Raw genomic sequence first — 21,863 nt, forward strand, 5'->3', positions numbered from 1 at the left:
CTCCAATTTTAATTAAAATACATACAAAATCGCTTACCCTCAAGCTCGCAAATTTTGACGTCCATTTCATATAAGGGATTCAACACATCAGGCTGAATCATTTCATCGGTGGTACCATGAGCAAAAATCTGCCCTGCTTTCATTGCGACAATTTCATCGGCATAGCTGGCAGCAAAGTTAATGTCATGAATCACCAATAGAATGGTTTTTTGTTCTTCATCCACCAGACGGCGCAACGTCTGCATTAACTGAACGGCATAATTCATATCTAAATTATTCAACGGCTCATCCAGTAAAATATATTCCGTATCTTGGGCCAAAATCATCGCAATGTACGCTCGTTGCAACTGACCGCCTGACAACGTGTCGATGCTGTCTTCGGCCATTTCGTTTAAACCAAGTTTGTCTAGCGCATAATCAATCAAACGCTGATCTTCTTGATTCAAGCGACCTTTAGAATAAGGAAAACGACCGAAGCTCACCAATTCACGAACCGAGATCCGCAGATTTAAGCCATTGCTCTGTTTAAGGATCGACAGCTTTTTTGACAACTCATTCGAGCGCCACGCTTTGACTTCGTTGTGATCTAAATAGATTTCACCGGTATCTACATCAATTAACCGACTAATCATCGACAATAGAGTACTTTTACCCGCACCGTTTGGCCCAATAAAGGCGGTCAATTGCTTTTCTTTGATTGGCAGGCGAACTTCTGAAATCACCTTCTTAGTCCCATAATTCTTCGAGACATTTTTCACATCGATCATCCTTGCCGTCTCCTTTCGTGAATAATTTTCCAGACAAAATACATACCACCGACAAACTGCGTTACCACACTAACTGTCGTTCTTAATTCAAATACTTGCTCCACTAAAAACTGACTGCCCACCAGAAAACTAATGCCCAGCAAGACTGAGGTTGGAAACAAATAGCTGTGACGATAAGTAGGCATCATCTGATAAGCAATGTTAGCAACAATAAAGCCTAAAAATGTAACCGGTCCTACCAAGGCAGTCGCTGTTCCCGTTAACAAACTCACCAGAAACAAAATCAGCATTTGAAACCGATTCACCGAAAGCCCCAGATTCGTTGCTTGGTCAGCGCCTAAATGTAACACGTCCAAGTAACGATTCAAGCGATATAGTACTAGCGATCCGATGACAATAATGCCGGTTGCGATCATCAAATGATGGGTATTGATGTTACTGAAGCTGGCAAAAAGTTTTCCCTGCAGCAAATCATACTCATTAGGGTCCATCATCACCTGTAAAAAACTACTGGTACTGCTGAACAAGGTACCAAAGATCATTCCTAGCATTAACAGAATAAACAAGTCATTTTGCTGCCGCTTTAAAAGCACGTTGGCTAACAATAGACTTAATAAAGCCATCATCAGAATGCTTATCAGAAACAATGGCGTCTGTTCATCTGACAGCATTTCTACTCCACCAACAACAAAAAACAAAACCGTTTGGATTAACACGTACAAGGAATCTAAGCCCAAAATATTCGGTGTTAAGAATTGATTTTGAGTCATGGTTTGAAAGCTCACTGTCGCCATCCCCGTTGCTAATGCGACTAATAAAAAGGCCGCCACCTTTTTCCCCCGCAGCATCCAAGCAAATTGAAAATTACCATAGGTGTTATAGGTTAGATAAATAGCAATCAACACGATAGCGAGCAGCGTCAGCAAACTAAGTGTCGTTCCTTTTTTCAGAGGGAAGGTCTTCATGCCTGTCGCCTCCTAACCAGCAGGTAAATAAAAATTATGCTGCCAAGTACCCCTACCGTTAAACTGACAGGTACTTCATAAGGAGCGATCACAATCCGTGAAATCATATCGCAAACCATCAAGAACAAACTTCCAGATACAGCAGTAACCCACAGCGTCTGCTTGACATGATCGCCAAAAATCAATGAGACGATATTAGGAACAATCACTCCAAGAAACGGTACGGTGCCAACCATAATTAAGACCAATCCACTGGCCGCTGCCACTAAAGCGATCCCAAAGATTTGAGCCAACCGATAGTTAATTCCTAGATTCACCGCTACATCTTCTCCTAAACCAACTATTGTGAAAAGGTAAGCAAAAAAGTAGATAACAATAAACAACGGAATTGTTAAATACAAGAGCTCATAGTTTCCTTTTGTCACTAATGAAAAATTCCCTTGCAGCCAAGAAGACATGTTTTGAATCAGTTCAAACTGGTAGGCAAAAAACGTCGCCACCGAGCCGACTATATTCCCGAACATCACTCCTAATAAGGGCAAAAACACCGGATTTTTCGCCGGTAACAAGCGACTCAATGCTAGAAAGACCATCGTTCCTATAAAGGCAAAGACAAAAGCCGTAAAAGCCCGCACCGGTGTAGACGCATTCGGCAAAAACAACATCACGACCAAAATTCCTAGCCGGGCACTGTCCATCGTTCCTGCTGTAGTTGGCGAAACAAATTTGTTTTGCGTCAGATGCTGCATAATCAAGCCGCAAATACTCATGGTAGCACCAGCTAAAATCAAGCTAACCGTTCGCGGAATACGTGTTGTTGCTAAAACCAACCATTGCTGCTGATCGCCTGCAAGCAATCCCTGCAACGCAAGATCCTTTACCCCTAAAAAAATCGAGAAACCGCTTAAGAGGAATAAAAGCGCAATAATCCATCCTTTTTTCAACGAATCACTCCCTGTTTAACTGATAATGATTCTCATTATCCCTCTCGTTTTTAAATTTTAGGCGAAATCGTCAACAAATGCAAGATTTTTTTAGCTATTAGAAGAGAATCGTTGCAAGAAAATTGAAAATGTGCTTGTGAAAGTCTGGTATAAGTGGGTTCTCAGATTTATTATGATTAAAATAAAAATAGTAAATACCAACCTAAATGAGAATGTTCTAATTTTAATGAGAATGGATATAAGGATTTCCTTTGAACAAATATTAGTAAAGGTACAATATTGAATTTTATATTAGTACAACAAAATGTCTTTTAATAGATAAAATAAAGTGCTATAATAGTTCAAAAAGGAGGTCTGTTTATGCTTGATGCCATTAAAAATGAACTCGTTTCGATCTCTGATTTAAAGAAGTCCCCTATGGCTTCTATTGAAAAGGCACAAAAGACTCATAATGGGGTTTACGTTCTGAACAACAACAAAGCCGTAGCTGTGATTCTTGACACAGAAAATTACAACCAACTCATCGAAAATTATCAAAAGATAAGCATTGAAAATGACCAATTGTTGGATCGGATTGTGGAACTTGAAACCCTAAGGCGAATAGCTATGAAAGTGGATTACTTACCCGATGCAGAAGTTCGTGGTGAGGAAAGTCTGGTTGCCGAGTTACTGGATATCGAAGATGAATGGGAGTAGCTAAGTATGGATAACCAACTAATCTGGCACCCCTTAGCCGTTAAAGATTATAAAAGTTTGGATGGATCACAAAAAAAACAAATTGATAAAGCTCTAATAAAAATACTTAAGCTCGGCGGAAATGCTGGAGAAGCTCTACAAGGAAATTTACAAGGTTATCGCAAATTAAAGCAGAAAAGATTAGGACTCAGGCTTGTGTTTAAAGTCAACAATCTTACTGGAGAAGTCTATATTATTACTGTCATTGCCATCGGAAAACGTGAGAGTGGAAAAGTATACGAGGAAGCACTTCGGAGGATTCATCTACACAACAAAAAATCTTAAGACCTTAGACTTAGCAGCCTAAGGTCTTTTTACAAAGCATCTCATGTCTCTTTATTCGGTTCTCCCAAAAACAAAATTATCAATCAATCGAGTGTTGCCGATTCTAACCGCAATGGGAATCAGTACGGGTGCTTCAATCACACGCACATCTCGTAAGGTACGATCATCGACAATTTTAATATAATCAATCACCGCTAACGGTTCTTGTTGGATTTTTTCGGTCATGGCATGCCTGATTGTTGCCGCAGACTTCTCACCTTGTTCGAGCATTTTTTTTGCCAGCTTCAAGGCGTGAGAAAGAACCAATGCCGCTTGGCGTTCTTCTGCTGACAAATAAACGTTCCGTGAGCTTTTGGCCAATCCATCTGCTTCCCGAATAATTGGACAACGGACAACTGCCACTGGAAAGTTCAAGTCTCGCACCATCTGCTCAATCACTGCCGCCTGCTGGGCATCCTTTTGACCAAAATAGGCCCGATCCGGCTGAATAATGTTAAAAAGTTTCCCTACAACCGTTGTCACTCCGCGAAAATGAGTCGGTCGGCTAGCTCCTTCCAACACTTCAGTCACGCCAAAAGCTTCAATATACGTATTATAGCCTTCAGGATACATTTCGCTGACATCAGGATGAAAAATCACGCTCGCACCTGCTTCACGACTTTTTTCCAAGTCATTCTCGATATTGCGAGGATAGCTGGATAAATCTTCGTTGGCACTAAACTGTGTCGGATTGACAAAAACACTGACCACCACTTCATCATTTTCCGCATGAGCCTTTTGAATTAGACTTTGATGTCCTTCATGCAAATACCCCATTGTAGGAACTAACCCGACTGATTTTCCCGCTTTTTTCCATTCAGTGACAATTTTACGAATTTCAGTTATCGTGGTTATCAGTTTCATTTTTCGCCACCAAATTCCTGACGCAAGGTCGCCGTTATTTCTGGTTGAATTGCAAAGACATGGTCATCTGCAGGAAAAATTTGCGCCTTTACTTCTTGATGATACTGTTCAAACGCCGCCACCATTTCATCACCAATGGCTGCATATTGCTTCACGAATTTCGGCTGCAGACCATCGTACATTGCCAACATATCTTGATAGACCAAGACTTGTCCATCGGTATAGCGTCCTGCTCCGATACCAATAGTCGGGATCGTTAAAAGCTCGGTAATGAGTTGCCCCAAGCTTTCAGGAACGCCTTCTAAAACAATGGCAAAAGCTCCGGCCGCTTCAACCGCCAGCGCATCTTGAATAACTTTTCTAGCAGCCGCTTCGGTTTTCCCTTGAATTTTAAATCCGCCGAAGGAATGAACCGATTGGGGTGTTAGACCAATATGTCCCATGACTGGAATCGAAGCTCGTGTGATCGCTTGGATAACTTCTTGGAACTCCACACCACCTTCTAACTTCACAGCTTGCGCATTTCCTTCTTTTAATAATCGTCCAGCGTTTAAAACCGCTTGCTCAATAGAAGTATGGTAGGAAAGAAACGGTAAATCTGTAACCACCAATGAACTTTCAGCCCCTCGAGCCACCGCTTTTGAGTGATGAATCATGTCTTCCATCGTCACCGCCAAGGTATTTTCATACCCTAACATCACCATCCCTAAAGAATCCCCCACTAAGATGGCATTAATTCCGGCCTTATCTACTAATCTTGCGGTCGTATAATCGTATGCGGTCAGCATTGAAATTTTTTCCTGCTGCTGCTTTTGTTTTTGTAATGTTGCTGTCGTGTTTTTCATTAATCTAACTGCTCCTTTAGTTGAGTGTAATCAGTTTCGGGATGTTTGATTTGTGCCATTTTTACCAAAATCTGGGACAAATTGCGATAAATGCTAGCCTGTTCTCCGGTTAATTGGGTTAAATGCTTTTCAACCGTTAACAAATCGCCGCGCTCAATTGGGCCAGTTAATGCTGCGATATCATCCGTAGCGATAATATTCTGAGCATTTGCGATAAAGAGATTCCTCCACGCATTCTCAGCAGTCTCCTTCGTAAAACCGGCTTGCTGGAAAAGTTCCTGACTCGTATATACGAGCCCATTCACCAAATTGCTGCACATGACACAAGCGGCATGGTAACGAATTTTCTGCTCTGCTTCTAGGGGTTGAATTAAATTTCCTAGTCTTTCAAGCTGCTGATAGACTTCAGCAAACGTTACCTTGTCTCCTTCCAGCGTAAACAAAGCTTGTTCAATTACATTAAGAGCTGTTTGCCGATTAGGAAAAGCAAGTATCGGATGAAAAGAATACAAGCCATACATTCGATCAGGATCAATTGCCAACAAGCATGAACTTTCTACACCAGAGCAATGAAAGACCACCATTTCAGAACGTAAAAAAGGCTGCACTTGTTGAAAAACCGGCAAAATTTGTCCATCTGAAACAGTTAGGAAAAGCCAATCACTGGCTGCAACAAGTTCTTCTAACGTAGAAAAAGCTTGCGAACCTGTCCGCTCCGCCGCAAACGTCGCAGCTTCTAGCTTACGACTATAAAAACCTGCTAGTTCAAATCCCTTAGACACGAAATAATGACCCAACGAACAACCGACCTTACCTGCTCCGACAAAACCTATTTTCATACGGTACTCCCTTCAACACCAAATACTGACACACGTGTCATTTTCATTAATTGTATCTCAAAGTTGATACTGTGTCACTGTTTTCTAGGATTAAATTGCAGGAAAATGGTTATTAATGAACTATAAAAATCGGCAAAACCGCCAATAAATTATAACTACGCAGCAAAAACGTTATGCCAGCACAAAAAAGGCATGTACACCCTTCAAGCCTAGATGTACACACCATAAAACTTTTATTAATAAGCTAAAAAACAAAATAGCGTCTAATCATTGTTCTCGCAAAAATTTCCCTTGCAAAAGTACCATTTAGCTTGGATGAATGATCTCAGTCAATTCACCAATTCGGTCGTCAAACCGATCAGAAATCAAAGTAACCTCATCAACTCCAAATGCTTTTACCGCTGATGCTTTGTGGAATTTTGTACTATCGCACAGCAAATATACTTTTGTTGAATTTTTAAGTATTTCCTTTTTCTTATTTGCTTCAACTAGATTTGGTGTGCTAACCCCTCTTACTGCATCAACCCCATTTGCTCCTAAAAAGGCCTTTTGAAAATTGAATGTCTGGATATTATCGTCAGTCAATGGACCATTTAATGAAGAAATTATTGGATTATATCGTCCACCCAGCAGTATGATTTCAGCTTGCGTTTCATGTTGAATGGTAAAAACACTGGCGTTCGTTGTAACAATACTTATTCTTTTGTCTAAGATACGGTTCAGCAAAGCCGTACATGTCGAGCCAGAATCCAAATAGATGACATCACCTTCATGAATTAGCTCTGCTGCCAAGGTGGCAATACTCTCTTTTTCCTTTAGCTGCAATGTAGTTTTGGCTGATATTGGAAGTTCGCCGGTAGATGAGCAGATTTTTACAGCACCACCTGCCAAAAATTCTATTCTTCCAGCTTTTTCCAACTCCTTTAGATCTCTTCGCAAAGTAGAAATCGATACTCCAGGTATTACACCTTGCAGTTTTTCAATTTTAATTATCTCTTCTAAGCTTAACGCATCAAGAATTTTTTCCTGTCTCTCATAAGGAATCATCATACCCCTCCATATTCATCCGTCATCAGTTCTTTTCAAATTATATCATACTATTTCTATTCATTTCATTTTTTGTTATCATAATAACTATAGAATAGGATGTGGATAATATGACCAAAGCCGTTGTTTTCTTTGACTTGGATGGTACTCTGCTAAATCAACACTCCGCACTTTCGCCAGAAACAGCCTTGGCTCTAGCAGAACTTAAGAAGAATGACATTTTACCAGTGATCGCAACTGGTCGAACTGAATTTGAAGTTATCGAAAAAATTCCAACTAACGTGATAAATACCTATATTACTATGAATGGTGCATTTGTTAGAAACAACCAAACAGTCATTTATGACAGTCAGTTTGATCAACAAACCTGCGAAGCACTAGCAGAATTTACGAAACAGCAAAATGACGTCCTTGCCTTTTACAATGAAAAGGAAATTTTTTGCACTGGACACAATGAAACATTATACAATCATTTCTCATACTCCAATGCCAGTCTTCCTGCAATTGATCCTGTTGGCTATCTTCGGAAACATGTGAATATGTTTTTAGTGCTGGCACAGGATAAAGACAGTTATTACGCTGACAATTTTCCTAATCTGTCTTTCATGCGCAATACACCTTTTTCGATGGATGTCGTTAATAAAAACATCTCAAAGGGGACTGGGGTTAACAGGTTGAAAGCTGGACTTTCATTAGAAGCAGTAGATACCTACTGCTTTGGGGACGGACTGAATGATTTTTCGCTGTTTCAAGCTTGTGACACGCAGATTGCCATGGCTAATGCTCATCCCGAACTAAAAAAACAAGCCGATTACGTGACCAAAAGTAATGTAGAAAATGGGATTATTCTAGGGCTTCAATACTATGGACTGATTTAATTTATAGCTTTTCCATCGCCAAATAAAGCAAAAGACAAAAAGAAAAGAATTTGTCGCAAGAAACGTGACAAACTCTTTTCTTAACTATTAGTTGTGGGATAAAATCACTTTGGCAAAACGCAACTTCTTTTACAACTTTTCAAGTTCAGTTATTTGATTAATTCTGTTTTGGTGTCGACCGCCTTCAAACTCGGCCTCCAGCCATTCTTTCGTAATCATTTTTGCCAACTCTGAACCGATGACACGAGAACCAAAGGCCAAAATATTTGTGTTATTATGTTCTTTTGAAAGTTTTGCTGTATAAGGCTCACTGCATACAACAGCACGTATACCATTCATTTTGTTCGCAGCGATTGATATTCCTACTCCCGTGCCACAAATCAAAATACCTAAATCACAGTTCCCAGAAACTACTGCTTTAGCAACTGCTTGAGCATAATTAGGGTAATCTACCCGAGAATCACTTTGGGTTCCAAAGTCTTGAACCTCATGCCCCAATTCTTCCAAATACTCGGTAATCACCGGTTTCAATTCAATCCCTACATGATCACAACCGATCGCTAGTTTCATACAAATCCTCCACCCTCACTTATACTTAGAGATCAACTCTGAATAAGGCTCTTTCTTTCCAAACAAAGCGGAGGTGCCTAAAACAAAACCATCCACTCCAATTTGACTAAGTTCGGCAATTTTTTGTGGAGAAATAGCACCATCTACCATAACCTGGTATCCCAGTTTAGCTTTTGATTCCACAAGCTGCTTGATTTTTTTGTCTACGTAAGGTAAATACGTTTGTCCGGAAAAACCAGGATTTACGGTCATAACCATTACAAAATCAACTAAAGGTAATAATTCTTCCACTGTACTTACAGCTGTTCCAGGATTAAGAGCGATACCAACTTGTTTATCATTCTTTCTAATCTTGTCCACTGTTCTTGCTGGATGTTGATCAGCTTCTGGATGAAAATAAATAATATCTGCACCCAATTCAGCGAACATCTCCACGTATTCACCTGGGTTAGCAATCATCAAATGAACATCAATTAAGTGTTTTGTTGCCCCGCGAATCGCTTTGACATCTTGTAAGCCCATACCAAAATTCGGCACAAAGCTGCCATCCATTATATCAAGATGAAAAATATCAGCACCAGCTGTTTCTAAGCTAGTTACTTCCTTTTCCAAGTTTGAAAAATCAGCACACATCATTGATGGACAAATTAAATTTCCGTTCAAAAAGCTTCCTCCTAAACTAATCGCTAGTTGATCAAGCCGACTTCTTGTCCTGATGAAACCTGTCCTGTCTCAACGGTTAACGTTTGCTTGTTCAAGTTCGTAAAGACAACCATGACATCCGTATCTTTCCCTTCTGATTTCAAATAATTAAAATCAACCACAGCCAGCTTAGTATCTTGTGTTACTTTAGTTCCTTCTTTTACATGAATCTCAAAGCCTGAACCACTTAACTCGACGGTGTCAATGCCAATATGAATGAGAACTTCCAATCCATTTTTCGTTTTTAATGAGATGGCATGCTTTGTAGGGAAGACAGATGTTACAGTTGCTTCGACTGGAGACACGATTACGCCATCAGCAGGCTCCACCGCAAACCCATCGCCTAATGCTTTAGTTGAGAACATCTCGTCGTTTACTTGATCAATTGTCTTGACTGTTCCTTTGACAGGTGAATATACCGTTACTTTTTTGGAAAAAAAACCCATGGTCATCCCTGCTTCCTATGCTAATTTTTCATCTTTGTTTGTAAACACAAAAGCTAATACCGCTGACACTACCATCGAGATTAATAAGCCGATCATCGCTTGAATGAAATTTGAAGAATCACTTTCAACAAAAGCCGGGAAAGTAGTTACACTGCCGAAAACAAACGCATTGGTTACAACTTTCATTAAGCCTAAATAAGCGCCTCCAACTGCACCGCCAATAATTTGAGCTAAAAACAATTTTTTGTTTTTAACGAGTAGACCAAACAAGGTAGCTTCGATAATTGCTGATAAAGCGATAGTTACTAATCCAGTCACTGCAAAACTGCGCAATTTTTTGTCTTTTGCTTTAAAGTAAACACCAATCGTTGTACCAATAACCGCAAAGTTACAAGCAAATGTGAATGGGACAATGTAGTCAAATCCATAAGTAGAAATATTGTTGATCATAATCGGATTAACTGCCCAGTGAATACCCAAGCTGACAAGAACACTCCAGCCACCACCAACAAGAACACCAGTAAGCACGCTGCTGCGTTCAATTAACCAGTTGACAACGTTTGCAACCGCCTCCCCACTATATACACCAATTGGTCCGATGACAATAACCGTTAAAGGAACCATGATTAGTAATGAAATTAAAGGAATAACTACCAACTTAAGTGTTTCAGGAACTTTTTTATCCAGGAATTTATACAGATAAGAAAATGCCCAAATGGAAAGAATAATCGGAACAACAGTTGAATTATAATTCATCAAAACAACTGGAATCCCAAAGAATTCTGTTGTAGCACCATTACCCGCGTCACCCATCAAACCGATAAAATCCGGGTTAATCAATGCGGCTCCAATTAAGGCTGAAATATAGGGGCTTGCACCAAAGCGTCTAGCAGAAGTGAATGCAAGTAAAACTGGTAGAAAATAGAAAACACTCATGGAAGCAACGTAAAGAATCGAATAGGTACCGCTTTCTTCACTGATGAGCCCTAGTTGTACACTTAATATAAGCAAGCCTCGTAATATCCCCGAACCAGCTAAGGCAGGTAAGATTGGGGCAAAAATTGCTGAAACTGCCGAGAAAATGTTGCTGATAATATTACCAGAAGGCTCGTTACCGCCATCGGCTACGTCAACATTTCCCTCACCTTTTACCAAGGCTTCAAACTCATCGTAAAGTTTCGGAACTTCCGTGCCAATTAACAGCTGATACTGACCTGCCTTGTTCACGACATTGATCACGCCGTCGATATCCTCAACGGCTTGATCATCAGCTTTAGAAGTGTCTCTTAAAGTTAAACGCAAGCGAGTTGCACAATGAGTCATATTTGATACATTTTCAGCCCCACCAATTTTTTCCAAAATTTCTTTTGCCATTACCTTATAATCCATTATCTTTCACTCCCTTTTAGTGATTGGCATTACTTGTTTGCAGCCGACCAAAAATCAATCATCAGCTGATTGGCTTCGACAGCATCATTCTTGTCAATAATTGACTGGATATAATCTAAGCCTAAATGATCAATCATTTTGTCTAATAGTTTAATCATTTTCATATTTTGCTCGCATTCTTTTGAAGCATGTTCAATGATTGGGAAAGTATCAAAGTAGATAACGCCATCGAATTGATGTTTTTTCACATAATACAAAAATTCCAATGTTTTAAACGGTGTTGCCGATCCAATCATCAACCCATCATCGTTTAAACCATAACCATCATTCAAATGCACCCCGTAAAGCTTACCCATACTGCCAAAAATATCAGCGCCAAATGCTGGATTTTCATGCTTCATCAACATGTGACAATAATCAAGCGTTACACCAACATTCTCACGGTTTATATCATTTAGCATCATTCCTGCTACACCCATGCTGTCAATAAAGGCATAGGCTCTGGGTTGAAATGGTTTGTACTCAATACTGATCTGCAGGTCTGGTGCATAGTCTGCAATCTCAGTGAATGCCTTTTTCAACTGGTTCCAAACTTTTTTATAGTTGATTTGGAAGCTGTAATCAAAGCCATCAAAGCCTAACCAGATTGTTACGACTTTTCCGCCTGTTTCCCGACAATAGTCAGCTGCGGCTTTGCATAAATCCAAGGCATTTTTAGCAACCTTAGGATCTGAATTTCCCAACTCTCCATTAATAAACTCACTTCTAAATCTCAAAGCCACACCATTTAATTTCAAATTGTTTCCTTCTAGCATCTTTTTCATATTAGATGGACTGACACCTTCTGCATGCTCGGGATAATTTAAATCCACATAGTCTAACCCAAGATCCCCAAAAGCACCTAACACCTTTTCTAATTCATTGTCATAAATAGGCAAAAACGAATTAATCCTTGTTGCTAATTTCATAAATATCCTCCTTCTTCTTTCTACAAACAAAGAATACCATAAAGTTCAATCGCTTACAATCATAAATTTTCATTTTATTCCATATTTTTTCTTTTTTAGTCACTTTGTTCAACGTCATGAACGTCTTATGCTATTTAAGAGAGTAAAGAACACTTGATATATCAACGCAATTTGTAAGATCGCAGATATGTTCCGTCTAAATATCGAAAAGAAATAATAGAGATTTTTTTGAAACAATTAGGATTTTTTTGACTATTTTTAACATACATGATTGATCTGGCGGTCCAAATATTCGCTTTATCTTTGTTTGTACAACAAACTTATTGAAAGTTACTTCCCACAAATTTAGATGTAATCGTTAATTGAATAAAAAAAGGCAAAAAAAATACAAACACGAAAGCACACCGCCTCTTTCGCATTTGTATTCTAATTTTATTCTTTGATCCGAAACGTATCAGGCGCCTTTTTCCATAGTACGACTAAGCCAATGCCAATATACAGCAGGCTAACCGCTGATACTAGCAACGCATAGCTTAAACCAGTCACATCTATCTGAAGATTCGCATAAGCAATCCCGTAAAAAACTCCGGAGACAATTTTGTATATTGGATTAGTTACCTCCATCTCACTAGTAAATGGCTGCAACAAATAATAAATAAACAGCTCGTGAAAAGAAAACAGTACTGCCAAGCTAAACAGCAGCAGCAACAGCACTGCGTAAAACTGTAGCGAGAGAATCCCTGGATTTAGCAGCCCAAAGGTTAAGAAAATCAGCAAAATCCCAGCGATAATTGATCCGTTATAAAACAACGTCTTCTTAAAACGATAGGTAAAGCCTGATAAAATCGTTGCTGCTTCCCGATAAAAAGGATAATACAACATGGATATATCACAATTTACGAAGGCCATCTGCACAATAATTTTCCCAAAGGATGCCAGATACATCGTGAAAAACAGCAAAGGCAGCAAGCCAATTAAGTTTGCTTCGGTCATTTCTCGCGAGAAGCCTAACAAGGAAAGAACGATCACAGCCAGCCAAACCACGCCTACCACCGCCAAGCGAATGTACAGCCCTTTTGTCAAAATCCGCCGATAACGTTTAAACAGCAAATCATTTAAATACTGACTACCAGAAAGCGATTCGTCACTACTTGCATCCAGCTCCAAACGCTTTTGCATTGATAAGCCTTGACCTAGATATTGGGCATTTTTAGCAGCAGGCGCCGCCTCTACCGCTTTGCGAAGTCGTTCCACCTGCCAGATTAAATAATTATTTTCAAGGGGATAATTTAGAAATTTGTAGCTAAAAAAGACTAGCATTACCGCTAAGACTGCCCAGCTAATGGGATGCAGCAGCCAAGTACCCACCAGTGCCGTTTTATCCAGCCATAAATCAATCCCCAGCAGCAGGAGCATAACCAAAAGAATCACCCAAGTGAACCAACGCCGCTGACTAAGCGTCTTTGTGTAAATTATCCGCCCCAGCCAAAAGAAAAAAACGGTGGGAACTAAATAGGCTAATGTGCCTACAATCAGCGTGCCCCATGGCCAATCTAATAACAACCCATAAAGCAGAAAAGCGGGCCAATACTTCACCACTTCGACTATATTCAGCAACAAAATCCGGCCTCTTACAAAGCGCACGCGAGGCAACAAAAATTGCTCCATAAAACGGACTTCATTATCATCCAGCGAATACCAAATTCCCTCAAAGAGACTGCCGATCACAATCACGATCAGCCAAACTAGAAAGCCCTGCCTCAATAGGATAGGATTCGGGGGGAAAAGGGAAAAATGCTCCTGAGAAATCAGATTGTTGAAGCCCACCACTCCCACATAGCTCAAGCCTAACCACAAAAATTTCACCAGAAAATTAAACATACCTTTCCAACAAAACAATAGAACGGTTAGGACCTTTTTCAAGCCATAGCTTTGAAACACCCCGCCAGGAATTTTTTTGCCAAGCAATGGCAGCTTTCGCAAATAAAACAACAGCCCATTGACCTTTTGAGTGATTTGAATCACGGCAAAGACCCAAGAAATACGGATAATCTCACCCATAAGCTATTCCTCCTCCTTGGAGTCTTGCAATAGCTGGATGATTTCCTCTTCAAAATCGGCATCATGAATTTTTTCAGCAGGAATCGGCTGAAGCTGATGATGATTCAATAGGACAATCTCGTCACACAAGTCTTGCGCCAGTTGGAGAATATGCGTAGAAAAAATAACAATCGAATCTTTCTTGGCAGCTAAGATCAATTCCTTCATTTCATGAGCAGCGACTACATCAAAAGAAGTTAGCGGCTCATCCATCAACAGAACCGGCGGCGTAATCATCAACGAAACCACCATTTGCACTTTATTTTGCATCCCGTGGGAAAAATCTTTTAACAAACGATGCTGATCCTCTTCTTTAATCCCCACCATCGACAAATAATCAGTGGGGGATTTCGCATCCTTCAAGCGATCCTTGTTAATGTCCATAAAAAATTTGACAAATTCCACTGCTGTCATAAAAGCAGGCAAATGAGGGATGGTATATACATAACCGATATCCGTGTTGTCATAATCCTGCGGTCCCACTCCTTGATCGAGCAAAATCTGTCCGCTTGTCAGCTGCATATTCTTGGCAATACAATTGAACAACGTCGTTTTACCTGAACCATTTCGACCTAATAAACCGTAGATCTTGCCAGTTTCAAAAGTAAAATTTGCATTTTTTAGAATGATCTTCTCATCAAACTGCTTGGCTATATTTTCTAAAATTAATTCCATGTCCCCACTTCTTCCCTTTAATGTATCCCACATATTTTTTAAAGTGTACCAAAAATTACTACGCCCCACGATAATTTTTTTCAAAAAAAGTCTTTGTTTGTAATTAAGTATACAAACAAAGACGAATAGTTTGAAATATTGAAACCTCACTTGCCTTCTGCGTACTTGTCAAGAATCTCCTCAGGTGTATAAACAACCAGATTCTTATCCTGAAAGTCTGCGCCATTTCTTGTAATGATTCCCTTTACCTGATGTTTTTTTCCAACTGCTACGATCAGATTATCTTCGAAGTCCTCTCCGGCCATTTCTAACGCATTCACACAGTCGCTGGAAGTTACTGGTAATACTCTGCTAAGCTGCAGAAGCTTTTTGATTTCAGCTTTCGGATCTCCCTTTCCGTATTTTTGTAAAATATAGTAGATATCTGTGATCATATTAGTGGTCAAATAGCCTTCGATCACCCCGTAAACTGAAAGCAAGTAAACTTTTTTAGCTTGTAGATAGAAGCCTTCCCTCTTAGTTAGAAAATCTAATACAATGTTTACATCAATAATGTATTTCATGCTTTTCCAACCTACCTTGCTTTCGATCGGTTCTCGCCTGCTTCAAGTTAAAATCAGCGGGTAGCTCGACCGTTCCCACTAAATCATCAAGCAACGTTTCATAATCAGCCGTTTCTTCTTCAATGATGATTCTTTTTTTCCCCACTTCATTGACTTCCACCGTAATGGTGATATCTTCTTTATTTTCTAGGTTAGCGGTAATTAACGTTTTTTTAGGCAACAACACCCCTTTAGCATTGCCCCATTTTTTTATTTTAGCTTTGTCCTTGGCTAATTCCATCTGATTCCCTCCCCTTTTAAAATCGATTCCTCTGCGGAAAAACTAGTTTGATTTTCATACCATATGCCCTCTAAATTTTTAAGCTGAAACCGATTAAAACTTAATGTCCTTTTAAATAAATTTGAGAAATTCGCTTTGATTGCCTTCAAGGTTATTGTACCACAATCAGTTATACATAGCGTATAACTTAATGATCTACAAAAAAAGCCTTTGCCTGCACATAATCGTACAAACAAAGACTTTTCCTACGCCCCAAAGAACGCCAATAATACGCCGGCTGCAACGGCCGAACCAATGACTCCAGCAACATTAGGTCCCATGGCATGCATCAATAAATAGTTGCCCGGGTTTTCTTTTTGCCCTTCTTTTTGAACAACCCGTGCGGCCATCGGTACCGCCGAAACACCGGCTGCTCCGATCATCGGATTGATTTTTCCACCTGAAAGCTTGTACATGATTTTCCCTAAGAGAACACCGGAAGCTGTGCCAATGGCAAAAGCCAATAAGCCTAGGAAAATGATTTTCAAGGTTGTTGGTGACAAGAAAAGATCGCCATCTGCTTTGGCGCCCACCGTTACACCAAGCAAAACGGTCACGATATACATTAAGGCATTTTGCAACGTTTCCGCTAATTTAGGCACAATTTTTATTTCGCGAATCAAATTACCTAGCATCAGGCAACCAATTAGCGTCGTTGCGCTAGGAACAATTAAGCTGACAAAAATAGTGGTTACAATTGGAAAGAGAATCTTTTCAATCGGTAAAACCTTCCGTGTTTGTGTCATTACGACTTTACGTTCTTTTTCCGTCGTCAGCAAGCGAATAATCGGCGGTTGAATAATTGGAACAAGTGCCATATATGAATAGGCCGCCAAGGCAATCGCTGATAATAAGTGCGGTGCTAAACGGGTAGTTACAAAAATAGCCGTTGGACCATCTGCTCCACCGATAATGCCTATTGCACCAGATTCTGCCGGTGTCATGCCCAATGCTGTTGCTAAAAAGAAGGCGGCGAAAATACCAAATTGGGCGGCGCCTCCTAACAAAATGGTTTTCGGATTGGCAATCAAAGGGCCAAAATCCGTTGAGGCACCTAAGCAAAGAAAAATCAGTGGTGGATAAATCCCCAGATTGGTTCCTTGGTACAGATAATAAAGCAACCCACCTGGACTATCTCCGATTGCTTCACTCATTAGACCCGCTAAAGGAAGATTCACCAATAAAATCCCAAAGGCAATGGGTACCATCAAATAAGGCTCATACTCTTTGCGAATGCCCAGGTACAAGAAGAAGCAAGCGAGTACAATCATGAATAAATTGTTAAAGGTAAGATTAGCAAAACCGGATGTTTCCAGCATCTGCTGTACGATTTCTATCATAGTTTTCCTCCGTTGCTACATCATAATAAGTAATTGATCAGATTCCACTGTTTGACCTGTCTCGACTAATACTTCTGAAACGACACCATCCATTGGGGAAACAATTTCATTTTCCATCTTCATCGCCTCTAAAATTAACAGCACGTCCCCAGTCTTCACCTGATCACCAGGCTTCACGTGGATGGATAATACATTACCTGCCATTGGAGCAGGAATTTCAGCGCCGCTGCTAGCTGGTGTAGGCACCTTTTTTTCAGCCGGCTGAACGGGTGCGGCTGTACTTTTTTGTTTTGCTTCTTCTGGGGAAATTTCCCTTAGTGTCACTTGATATACTTGTCCGTCTACGGTAATCTCATATTGCTTCATTGATTCCTCTCCCTACCTAATTCTTTCAACTTTTTCGATTTCATAATGCTTGCCTGAATTTTCTTGAGCTGCTTCAGCCAACGCGCACAATACTGCTACCCGTTCGCGTTCTGGATCAGCACTTGTGCTGGGCTGTACGACAGGTTCGGCTTTTCTGTGCACTCCTTCACTTGGTTTAGCAAATGCTTGGGCTACTTTTGCTGTTCCCATCATCAGCAACATTAATCCAGTCAGCACTAGAAATACCAGTGCCATTGCTACAATGGTTAACTCTAGTGAGTTCATTAAATTAAATTCCATACTACCTCCTTGTATAGCCGAATACTTTAATTGGTCCGTCTGCCTTTACTGGTGTTTCTTCCACTGCTTTACTTTTTGCTAAAAAGTCTTTACCAACCTGCGGAAACAATGCGTAAATAAGGACTTCTTCGTCATTTTCAGCCAGAGATCCGATTTCGGCTTTCAACGTATCAAATTCTGCTGGAATGTGATTGGCTGGTCGATCCGTGATCCGCGGTTTGTCGCCTACCATTTTCTGAATAAATTCTTCTGCGATTGGTACAGGTGATTTCCCATATTCGCCTAACAGATAAGCCTTCACTTCGTTGGACACCATTTTGTAGCGTTCGCCCGTTAGCACATTCATTGCCGCTTGAGTTCCTACCATTTGACTTAACGGTGTAACTAACGGTGGAAATCCTAGGTCAGCTCGTACTTTTGGCACTTCTTGCAGTACTTCTTCGTACTTATCGATTGCTTTAGCTTGGCTGAGCTGTGAGTACATGTTTGATAGCATTCCCCCAGGAACTTGATAAATTAACGCCCGAGGATCAGGCATCAGCATTTTAGGATTCAATACGCCATTTTCCAAGTATTTATCCCGTACGCCACGGAAATAATTGGCAGCTTCTTCCATTTTTTCTACATTTAAGCCGGGATCATAGCCCTCTTCTAGAAAAGTCAAAACCATTGATTCCGTTGGCGGTTGACTGGTTCCATCACTTAACGGCGACAACGCCGTATCAATCCGATCAGCACCTGCCTCAATCGCAGCTTGGTAAGTCATTTGGGCAATCCCACTGGTACTGTGAGTATGAACAATAATCGGCAGCCCCGTTCTATTTTTTAAGCGTGTCACTAAATCGCGACACTTCACCGGTGTTAAAATCCCAGCCATATCCTTAATACAGATGGAATCGGCACCCATTTCAGCAAATTTCCCGCCTAAATCTTCAAAATATTCAGCCGTATGCACATCACTGATCGTGTAGGCAATCGCCAACTGGGCTTCCTTGCCGGTTTTCTTCACAGCTTTCAAAGACATCTCCAGATTTCGCGTATCGTTTAACGCATCAAAAATCCGAAAGATATCGATCCCATTTTTCGCCGAGAGCTGAACAAAACGCTCCACTACATCATCGGCATAATGGCGATATCCTAACAAATTTTGCCCCCGCAGCAGCATCTGCAACGGTGTTTTTGGTGCCAATCGTTTGATCGTCCGCAGTCTTTCCCACGGATCTTCCCCCAAAAACCGAATACAGGCATCAAATGTCGCACCACCCCAGCACTCCAATGACGCATACCCAACTTCATCCAATAAAGGTAAAATTGGTTCCATGTCCTCAAGCGACATCCGGGTTGCCATTAAACTCTGGTGGGCATCCCGCAAAATTGTATCGGTAATTCCAATCTTTTTTCCCATACGCATCTCCTCCTTTTGCATTTGATCTTCCTGTCTACCATCACATTTGTTAAAACGAAAGAAACTTTTGTTATATTAACTATTTTAACATACTTCTCATACAAGCTAAGAGAATACCCCTAGGTAAATCCTTTTTATTTCATAGGTTCGATTTAACAGTATATAAATAGAAGGTTTTTGATCTTAATCTAAAAAAGACCGTCCACGTTACCTTTTAAACAAGGTCGGCTGGCGGTCTCGAAATGATTAAAATATAGCACTGATTTTTTTTATTTTTAAATTTATTGTTCTGATTGTTGATGGCAGCATTTTATTAGAACAATTGTACCAGATAAACAATCGAAGGAATCGTAAAAAGAGAGAAGATGGTTGAAAACAACACAAGCTTGGCACCCAGTTCACCGTCTTTGCCTAATGAGCTGGGAATCAAAATAATCGAGCTTGCTGCTGGACAAGCACCACAAATGGTGACGATCTGCAGAATTTCATTAAACGCTTTGATACCCAATAGACTTAAAATCAGTGAAACAGTAAGAAAAAAGACAAGTGGCATCAGTAACAGACGAATCCCTGTAGTTTTCCAAATACTGATTTTTTTCAGCAAAGGAACAAAACTTACTGGCCCTAGATAGATCCCTATTACCAACATTGCTAGTGGTGTATTGACAGCCGCTAGCATTGCTAATAGATTACTGACAGGTTGCGGTAGTTCTATTTGGGCAATAAAAAATATAATTCCTATTACCACAGGTAACACACCGGGATTCAAAAAAATAGTTTTTCCCCGTTTCTTTTTCGAAGCTGCCAACTTTGTAACACCATGAGACCATAAAAAAAGGTTAAAAACCGCAACAAAAATCCCACCATAAAAGATTCCGTTACTGCCATAAAGTGTTAGTAAGATGGGAAAAGCCATAAAACCACAATTAGAATAGACCATGGCTAGTTGATGGATTACCTGATCGTAAGAAACACCTTTTTTACTACTAATGACAATCCCTAACAAATGATACAAAATCGACAATACAGCAGCTATTACTAATCCACGAAATTCTTCGATCGACCACTCCCGTTGAAAGGAAGTGATGAGCAGTGCTGGAACTACGACATACAGCAAGATTGTACTTAGCTGCTGTGCACCTTCTACATTCAGCTTCTGCTTTCTTGTCAACAGACAACTAATGGCAATGATCGCCGCCATCGTCAGCAATTGCTGAAACACAAGCTGGGCTGCAATCATAGTTGACTCAGCACTTCATCCAGCACTGAAACCGCTTCGATTATTTCATTTTTGGAAACAGTCGTTGGGGGAATAAATCGCAATACATTTTTGTGCATGCCACAGGATAGAAACAAGACATCCTTAGCTAAACTTTCGGCTATGGCTTCCTTCAAGATCTCTTGTGCTGAAAGCTCCGAAGTATTAGCAAATTCGATGGCCAGCATCAAGCCGATTCCCCGTACTTCTTCAATGAAAGAATATTTTTCTTGCAGATCCAGTAACATTTCCTTAAAATAAGCGCCCATCAGCTGGGCATTTTCGATTCCTTCCTTCTCCAAAACTTCAATTGTGGCTAATGCCGCAGCACAAGCCACCGGATTTCCGCCAAAGGTCCCACCATGGGCTCCTGCTTCCCATTTATCCATGATTTCCGCTTTTGCAATAATGGCACTAAGAGGAAAACCATTCGCAATACCTTTAGCCACGGTCCGAATATCTGGTTCAACTTCGAAATACTCCGAGGCAAACATGTAGCCAGTTCGACCAAAACCGGTTTGAATTTCGTCAAAAATCAGGAATATGCCGTAATGGTCACATAATACCCGTAAGTATTGGACAAAATCTTTCGGTGGGACAATATAACCCCCTTCACCTTGAATCGGTTCGACAATAATTGCCGCGACCGAATACGGGTCGACTAAGGAATGGAACATGTCATCAAATTGGTCAAAAAAATGTTTGGGCGTTTTCAGATCCACAATTGGGTAGGGACTCTTAGATAAGTGGGGAAATTCGGCGAAATAAACACCCGGCATCATTCCCTCATAGTGCTTGCGATAGCCTGCATTAGATGCAGTCACCGACATTGCGCCAATTGTCCGACCATGAAAGCTGTTTTTAAATGAAATAACTGCTGGTCGCTCGGTCACGTATTTTGCCAGCTTCAACGCACCATCATTGGCTTCTGCTCCACTATTACTAAAATAGACCTTGGTTTCTTCTTTTGACAGCGAGACAATCTTTTCTGCTAAGGCAACATAACTTTCATAATAGACGACATTATGCCCCCCATGAACCAGCTGGCTCATTTGCTTAGTGGCTGCCTTAACCACTTGAGGATGATTGTGTCCTAAATTGTTTACCGCAACTCCGCTGGCAAAATCTAAAATTTTCCGCCCATCTTCGGTATAAATATAAGTTCCTTCACCTTTAATCACGCCTAATTTTGTTGCTCGATTCGCTACTGGAGCCATTACGCGCTGGGATCGTTCATATAATGAAACCATTTTT

At 40.4% G+C, this 21,863-nt stretch carries 25 protein-coding genes; 3 read left to right on the forward strand and 22 right to left on the reverse strand.

The genetic code is table 11. From position 1 onward, the window contains the following. Positions 1-8 precede the first annotated feature (8 nt). The 3 genes from IGI42_RS18675 to IGI42_RS18685 are packed head-to-tail and all read right to left on the reverse strand — an operon-like array spanning position 9 to position 2,676. Complete coding sequence (locus IGI42_RS18675; RefSeq protein ID WP_438717521.1) at positions 9-767, reverse strand: iron ABC transporter ATP-binding protein; 759 nt, start codon at positions 765-767, stop codon at positions 9-11. Next, positions 764-1,732 (reverse strand): iron chelate uptake ABC transporter family permease subunit, encoded by a 969-nt coding sequence (locus IGI42_RS18680; RefSeq protein ID WP_438717522.1) that lies wholly within the window; start codon positions 1,730-1,732, stop codon positions 764-766. The genes IGI42_RS18675 and IGI42_RS18680 overlap by 4 nt, the downstream gene beginning before the upstream one ends. Beyond that, the gene (locus IGI42_RS18685) at positions 1,729-2,676 is read right to left on the reverse strand and encodes an ABC transporter permease (RefSeq protein ID WP_438717523.1); all 948 of its coding nucleotides are present in this window, start codon (positions 2,674-2,676) and stop codon (positions 1,729-1,731) included. The genes IGI42_RS18680 and IGI42_RS18685 overlap by 4 nt, the downstream gene beginning before the upstream one ends. A gap of 360 nt (positions 2,677-3,036) precedes the next feature. Between IGI42_RS18685 and IGI42_RS18690 the strand changes: the two genes are divergently transcribed. Together IGI42_RS18690 and IGI42_RS18695 are read left to right on the forward strand one after the other, a co-directional pair. Beyond that, on the forward strand, positions 3,037-3,372 hold the full coding sequence (locus IGI42_RS18690; protein ID WP_438717525.1) for a type II toxin-antitoxin system Phd/YefM family antitoxin: 336 nt from the start codon (positions 3,037-3,039) through the stop codon (positions 3,370-3,372). Between the two features lie 6 nt (positions 3,373-3,378). Then, on the forward strand, positions 3,379-3,696 hold the full coding sequence (locus IGI42_RS18695; protein WP_438717526.1) for a type II toxin-antitoxin system RelE family toxin: 318 nt from the start codon (positions 3,379-3,381) through the stop codon (positions 3,694-3,696). Positions 3,697-3,747: 51 nt separating this feature from the next. Here IGI42_RS18695 and panC read toward each other — a convergent pair whose 3' ends face one another. From panC to IGI42_RS18715, 4 genes are all read right to left on the reverse strand, one after another. Then, a complete protein-coding gene (gene panC, locus IGI42_RS18700; RefSeq protein WP_438717527.1) occupies positions 3,748-4,599 on the reverse strand; it encodes a pantoate--beta-alanine ligase in 852 nt (283 codons plus the stop codon). After that, positions 4,596-5,444, reverse strand: a complete 849-nt coding sequence (panB, locus tag IGI42_RS18705; RefSeq protein ID WP_438717528.1) for a 3-methyl-2-oxobutanoate hydroxymethyltransferase — start codon at positions 5,442-5,444, stop codon at positions 4,596-4,598. Before panB ends, panC begins: the two co-directional genes overlap by 4 nt. Further along, positions 5,444-6,283, reverse strand: a complete 840-nt coding sequence (locus IGI42_RS18710; RefSeq protein WP_438717529.1) for a Rossmann-like and DUF2520 domain-containing protein — start codon at positions 6,281-6,283, stop codon at positions 5,444-5,446. The genes panB and IGI42_RS18710 overlap by 1 nt, the downstream gene beginning before the upstream one ends. Positions 6,284-6,589: 306 nt before the next feature. Continuing rightward, positions 6,590-7,330, reverse strand: a complete 741-nt coding sequence (locus IGI42_RS18715) for a DeoR/GlpR family DNA-binding transcription regulator (protein ID WP_438717530.1) — start codon at positions 7,328-7,330, stop codon at positions 6,590-6,592. Between the two features lie 110 nt (positions 7,331-7,440). Here IGI42_RS18715 and IGI42_RS18720 point away from each other — a divergent pair, with 110 nt between their 5' ends. After that, on the forward strand, positions 7,441-8,208 hold the full coding sequence (locus IGI42_RS18720) for a Cof-type HAD-IIB family hydrolase (protein ID WP_438717531.1): 768 nt from the start codon (positions 7,441-7,443) through the stop codon (positions 8,206-8,208). 129 nt (positions 8,209-8,337) lie between these two features. Here the strand turns inward: IGI42_RS18720 and rpiB are convergent, their stop codons facing one another. The 15 genes from rpiB to IGI42_RS18795 form a co-directional block, all read right to left on the reverse strand. Then, the gene (rpiB, locus tag IGI42_RS18725) at positions 8,338-8,778 is read right to left on the reverse strand and encodes a ribose 5-phosphate isomerase B (RefSeq protein WP_438717533.1); all 441 of its coding nucleotides are present in this window, start codon (positions 8,776-8,778) and stop codon (positions 8,338-8,340) included. Between the two features lie 15 nt (positions 8,779-8,793). Beyond that, positions 8,794-9,441 (reverse strand): ribulose-phosphate 3-epimerase, encoded by a 648-nt coding sequence (gene rpe / locus IGI42_RS18730; RefSeq protein WP_438717534.1) that lies wholly within the window; start codon positions 9,439-9,441, stop codon positions 8,794-8,796. 23 nt (positions 9,442-9,464) lie between these two features. Continuing rightward, entirely contained in the window at positions 9,465-9,926 is a 462-nt protein-coding gene (locus IGI42_RS18735; protein WP_438718324.1) for a PTS sugar transporter subunit IIA, read from the reverse strand. A 15-nt stretch (positions 9,927-9,941) separates the two neighbouring features. Then, positions 9,942-11,315, reverse strand: a complete 1,374-nt coding sequence (locus IGI42_RS18740) for a PTS transporter subunit EIIC (RefSeq protein WP_438717535.1) — start codon at positions 11,313-11,315, stop codon at positions 9,942-9,944. Between the two features lie 29 nt (positions 11,316-11,344). Continuing rightward, the gene (locus IGI42_RS18745) at positions 11,345-12,283 is read right to left on the reverse strand and encodes a sugar phosphate isomerase/epimerase family protein (protein WP_438717536.1); all 939 of its coding nucleotides are present in this window, start codon (positions 12,281-12,283) and stop codon (positions 11,345-11,347) included. A gap of 432 nt (positions 12,284-12,715) precedes the next feature. Continuing rightward, on the reverse strand, positions 12,716-14,344 hold the full coding sequence (locus IGI42_RS18750) for a hypothetical protein (RefSeq protein ID WP_438717537.1): 1,629 nt from the start codon (positions 14,342-14,344) through the stop codon (positions 12,716-12,718). Positions 14,345-14,347: 3 nt separating this feature from the next. After that, positions 14,348-15,058 carry an ABC transporter ATP-binding protein gene (locus IGI42_RS18755; protein WP_438717538.1) on the reverse strand — a complete coding sequence of 237 codons (711 nt, stop codon included), beginning with the start codon at positions 15,056-15,058 and terminating at the stop codon, positions 14,348-14,350. Positions 15,059-15,204: 146 nt separating this feature from the next. Then, complete coding sequence (locus IGI42_RS18760; protein ID WP_438717540.1) at positions 15,205-15,621, reverse strand: type II toxin-antitoxin system VapC family toxin; 417 nt, start codon at positions 15,619-15,621, stop codon at positions 15,205-15,207. Further along, on the reverse strand, positions 15,605-15,901 hold the full coding sequence (locus IGI42_RS18765) for an AbrB/MazE/SpoVT family DNA-binding domain-containing protein (protein ID WP_438717541.1): 297 nt from the start codon (positions 15,899-15,901) through the stop codon (positions 15,605-15,607). The genes IGI42_RS18760 and IGI42_RS18765 overlap by 17 nt, the downstream gene beginning before the upstream one ends. Positions 15,902-16,146: 245 nt before the next feature. Further along, a complete protein-coding gene (locus tag IGI42_RS18770) occupies positions 16,147-17,280 on the reverse strand; it encodes a sodium ion-translocating decarboxylase subunit beta (RefSeq protein ID WP_438717542.1) in 1,134 nt (377 codons plus the stop codon). Between the two features lie 15 nt (positions 17,281-17,295). After that, the gene (locus tag IGI42_RS18775) at positions 17,296-17,646 is read right to left on the reverse strand and encodes a biotin/lipoyl-containing protein (RefSeq protein WP_438717543.1); all 351 of its coding nucleotides are present in this window, start codon (positions 17,644-17,646) and stop codon (positions 17,296-17,298) included. A gap of 12 nt (positions 17,647-17,658) precedes the next feature. Next, positions 17,659-17,946: an OadG family protein gene (locus tag IGI42_RS18780; RefSeq protein WP_438717544.1), complete on the reverse strand. Its 288-nt coding sequence runs from the start codon at positions 17,944-17,946 to the stop codon at positions 17,659-17,661. 1 nt (position 17,947) lies between these two features. After that, on the reverse strand, positions 17,948-19,351 hold the full coding sequence (locus IGI42_RS18785; protein WP_438717545.1) for a pyruvate carboxylase subunit B: 1,404 nt from the start codon (positions 19,349-19,351) through the stop codon (positions 17,948-17,950). A 313-nt stretch (positions 19,352-19,664) separates the two neighbouring features. After that, a complete protein-coding gene (locus IGI42_RS18790) occupies positions 19,665-20,591 on the reverse strand; it encodes an AEC family transporter (protein ID WP_438717546.1) in 927 nt (308 codons plus the stop codon). After that, the gene (locus tag IGI42_RS18795) at positions 20,588-21,859 is read right to left on the reverse strand and encodes an aspartate aminotransferase family protein (RefSeq protein WP_438717547.1); all 1,272 of its coding nucleotides are present in this window, start codon (positions 21,857-21,859) and stop codon (positions 20,588-20,590) included. Before IGI42_RS18795 ends, IGI42_RS18790 begins: the two co-directional genes overlap by 4 nt. Between the last annotated feature and the right edge of the window lie 4 nt (positions 21,860-21,863).

Source organism: Enterococcus sp. AZ109 (assembly GCF_051714625.1).
Lineage (GTDB): Bacteria > Bacillota > Bacilli > Lactobacillales > Enterococcaceae > Enterococcus_A.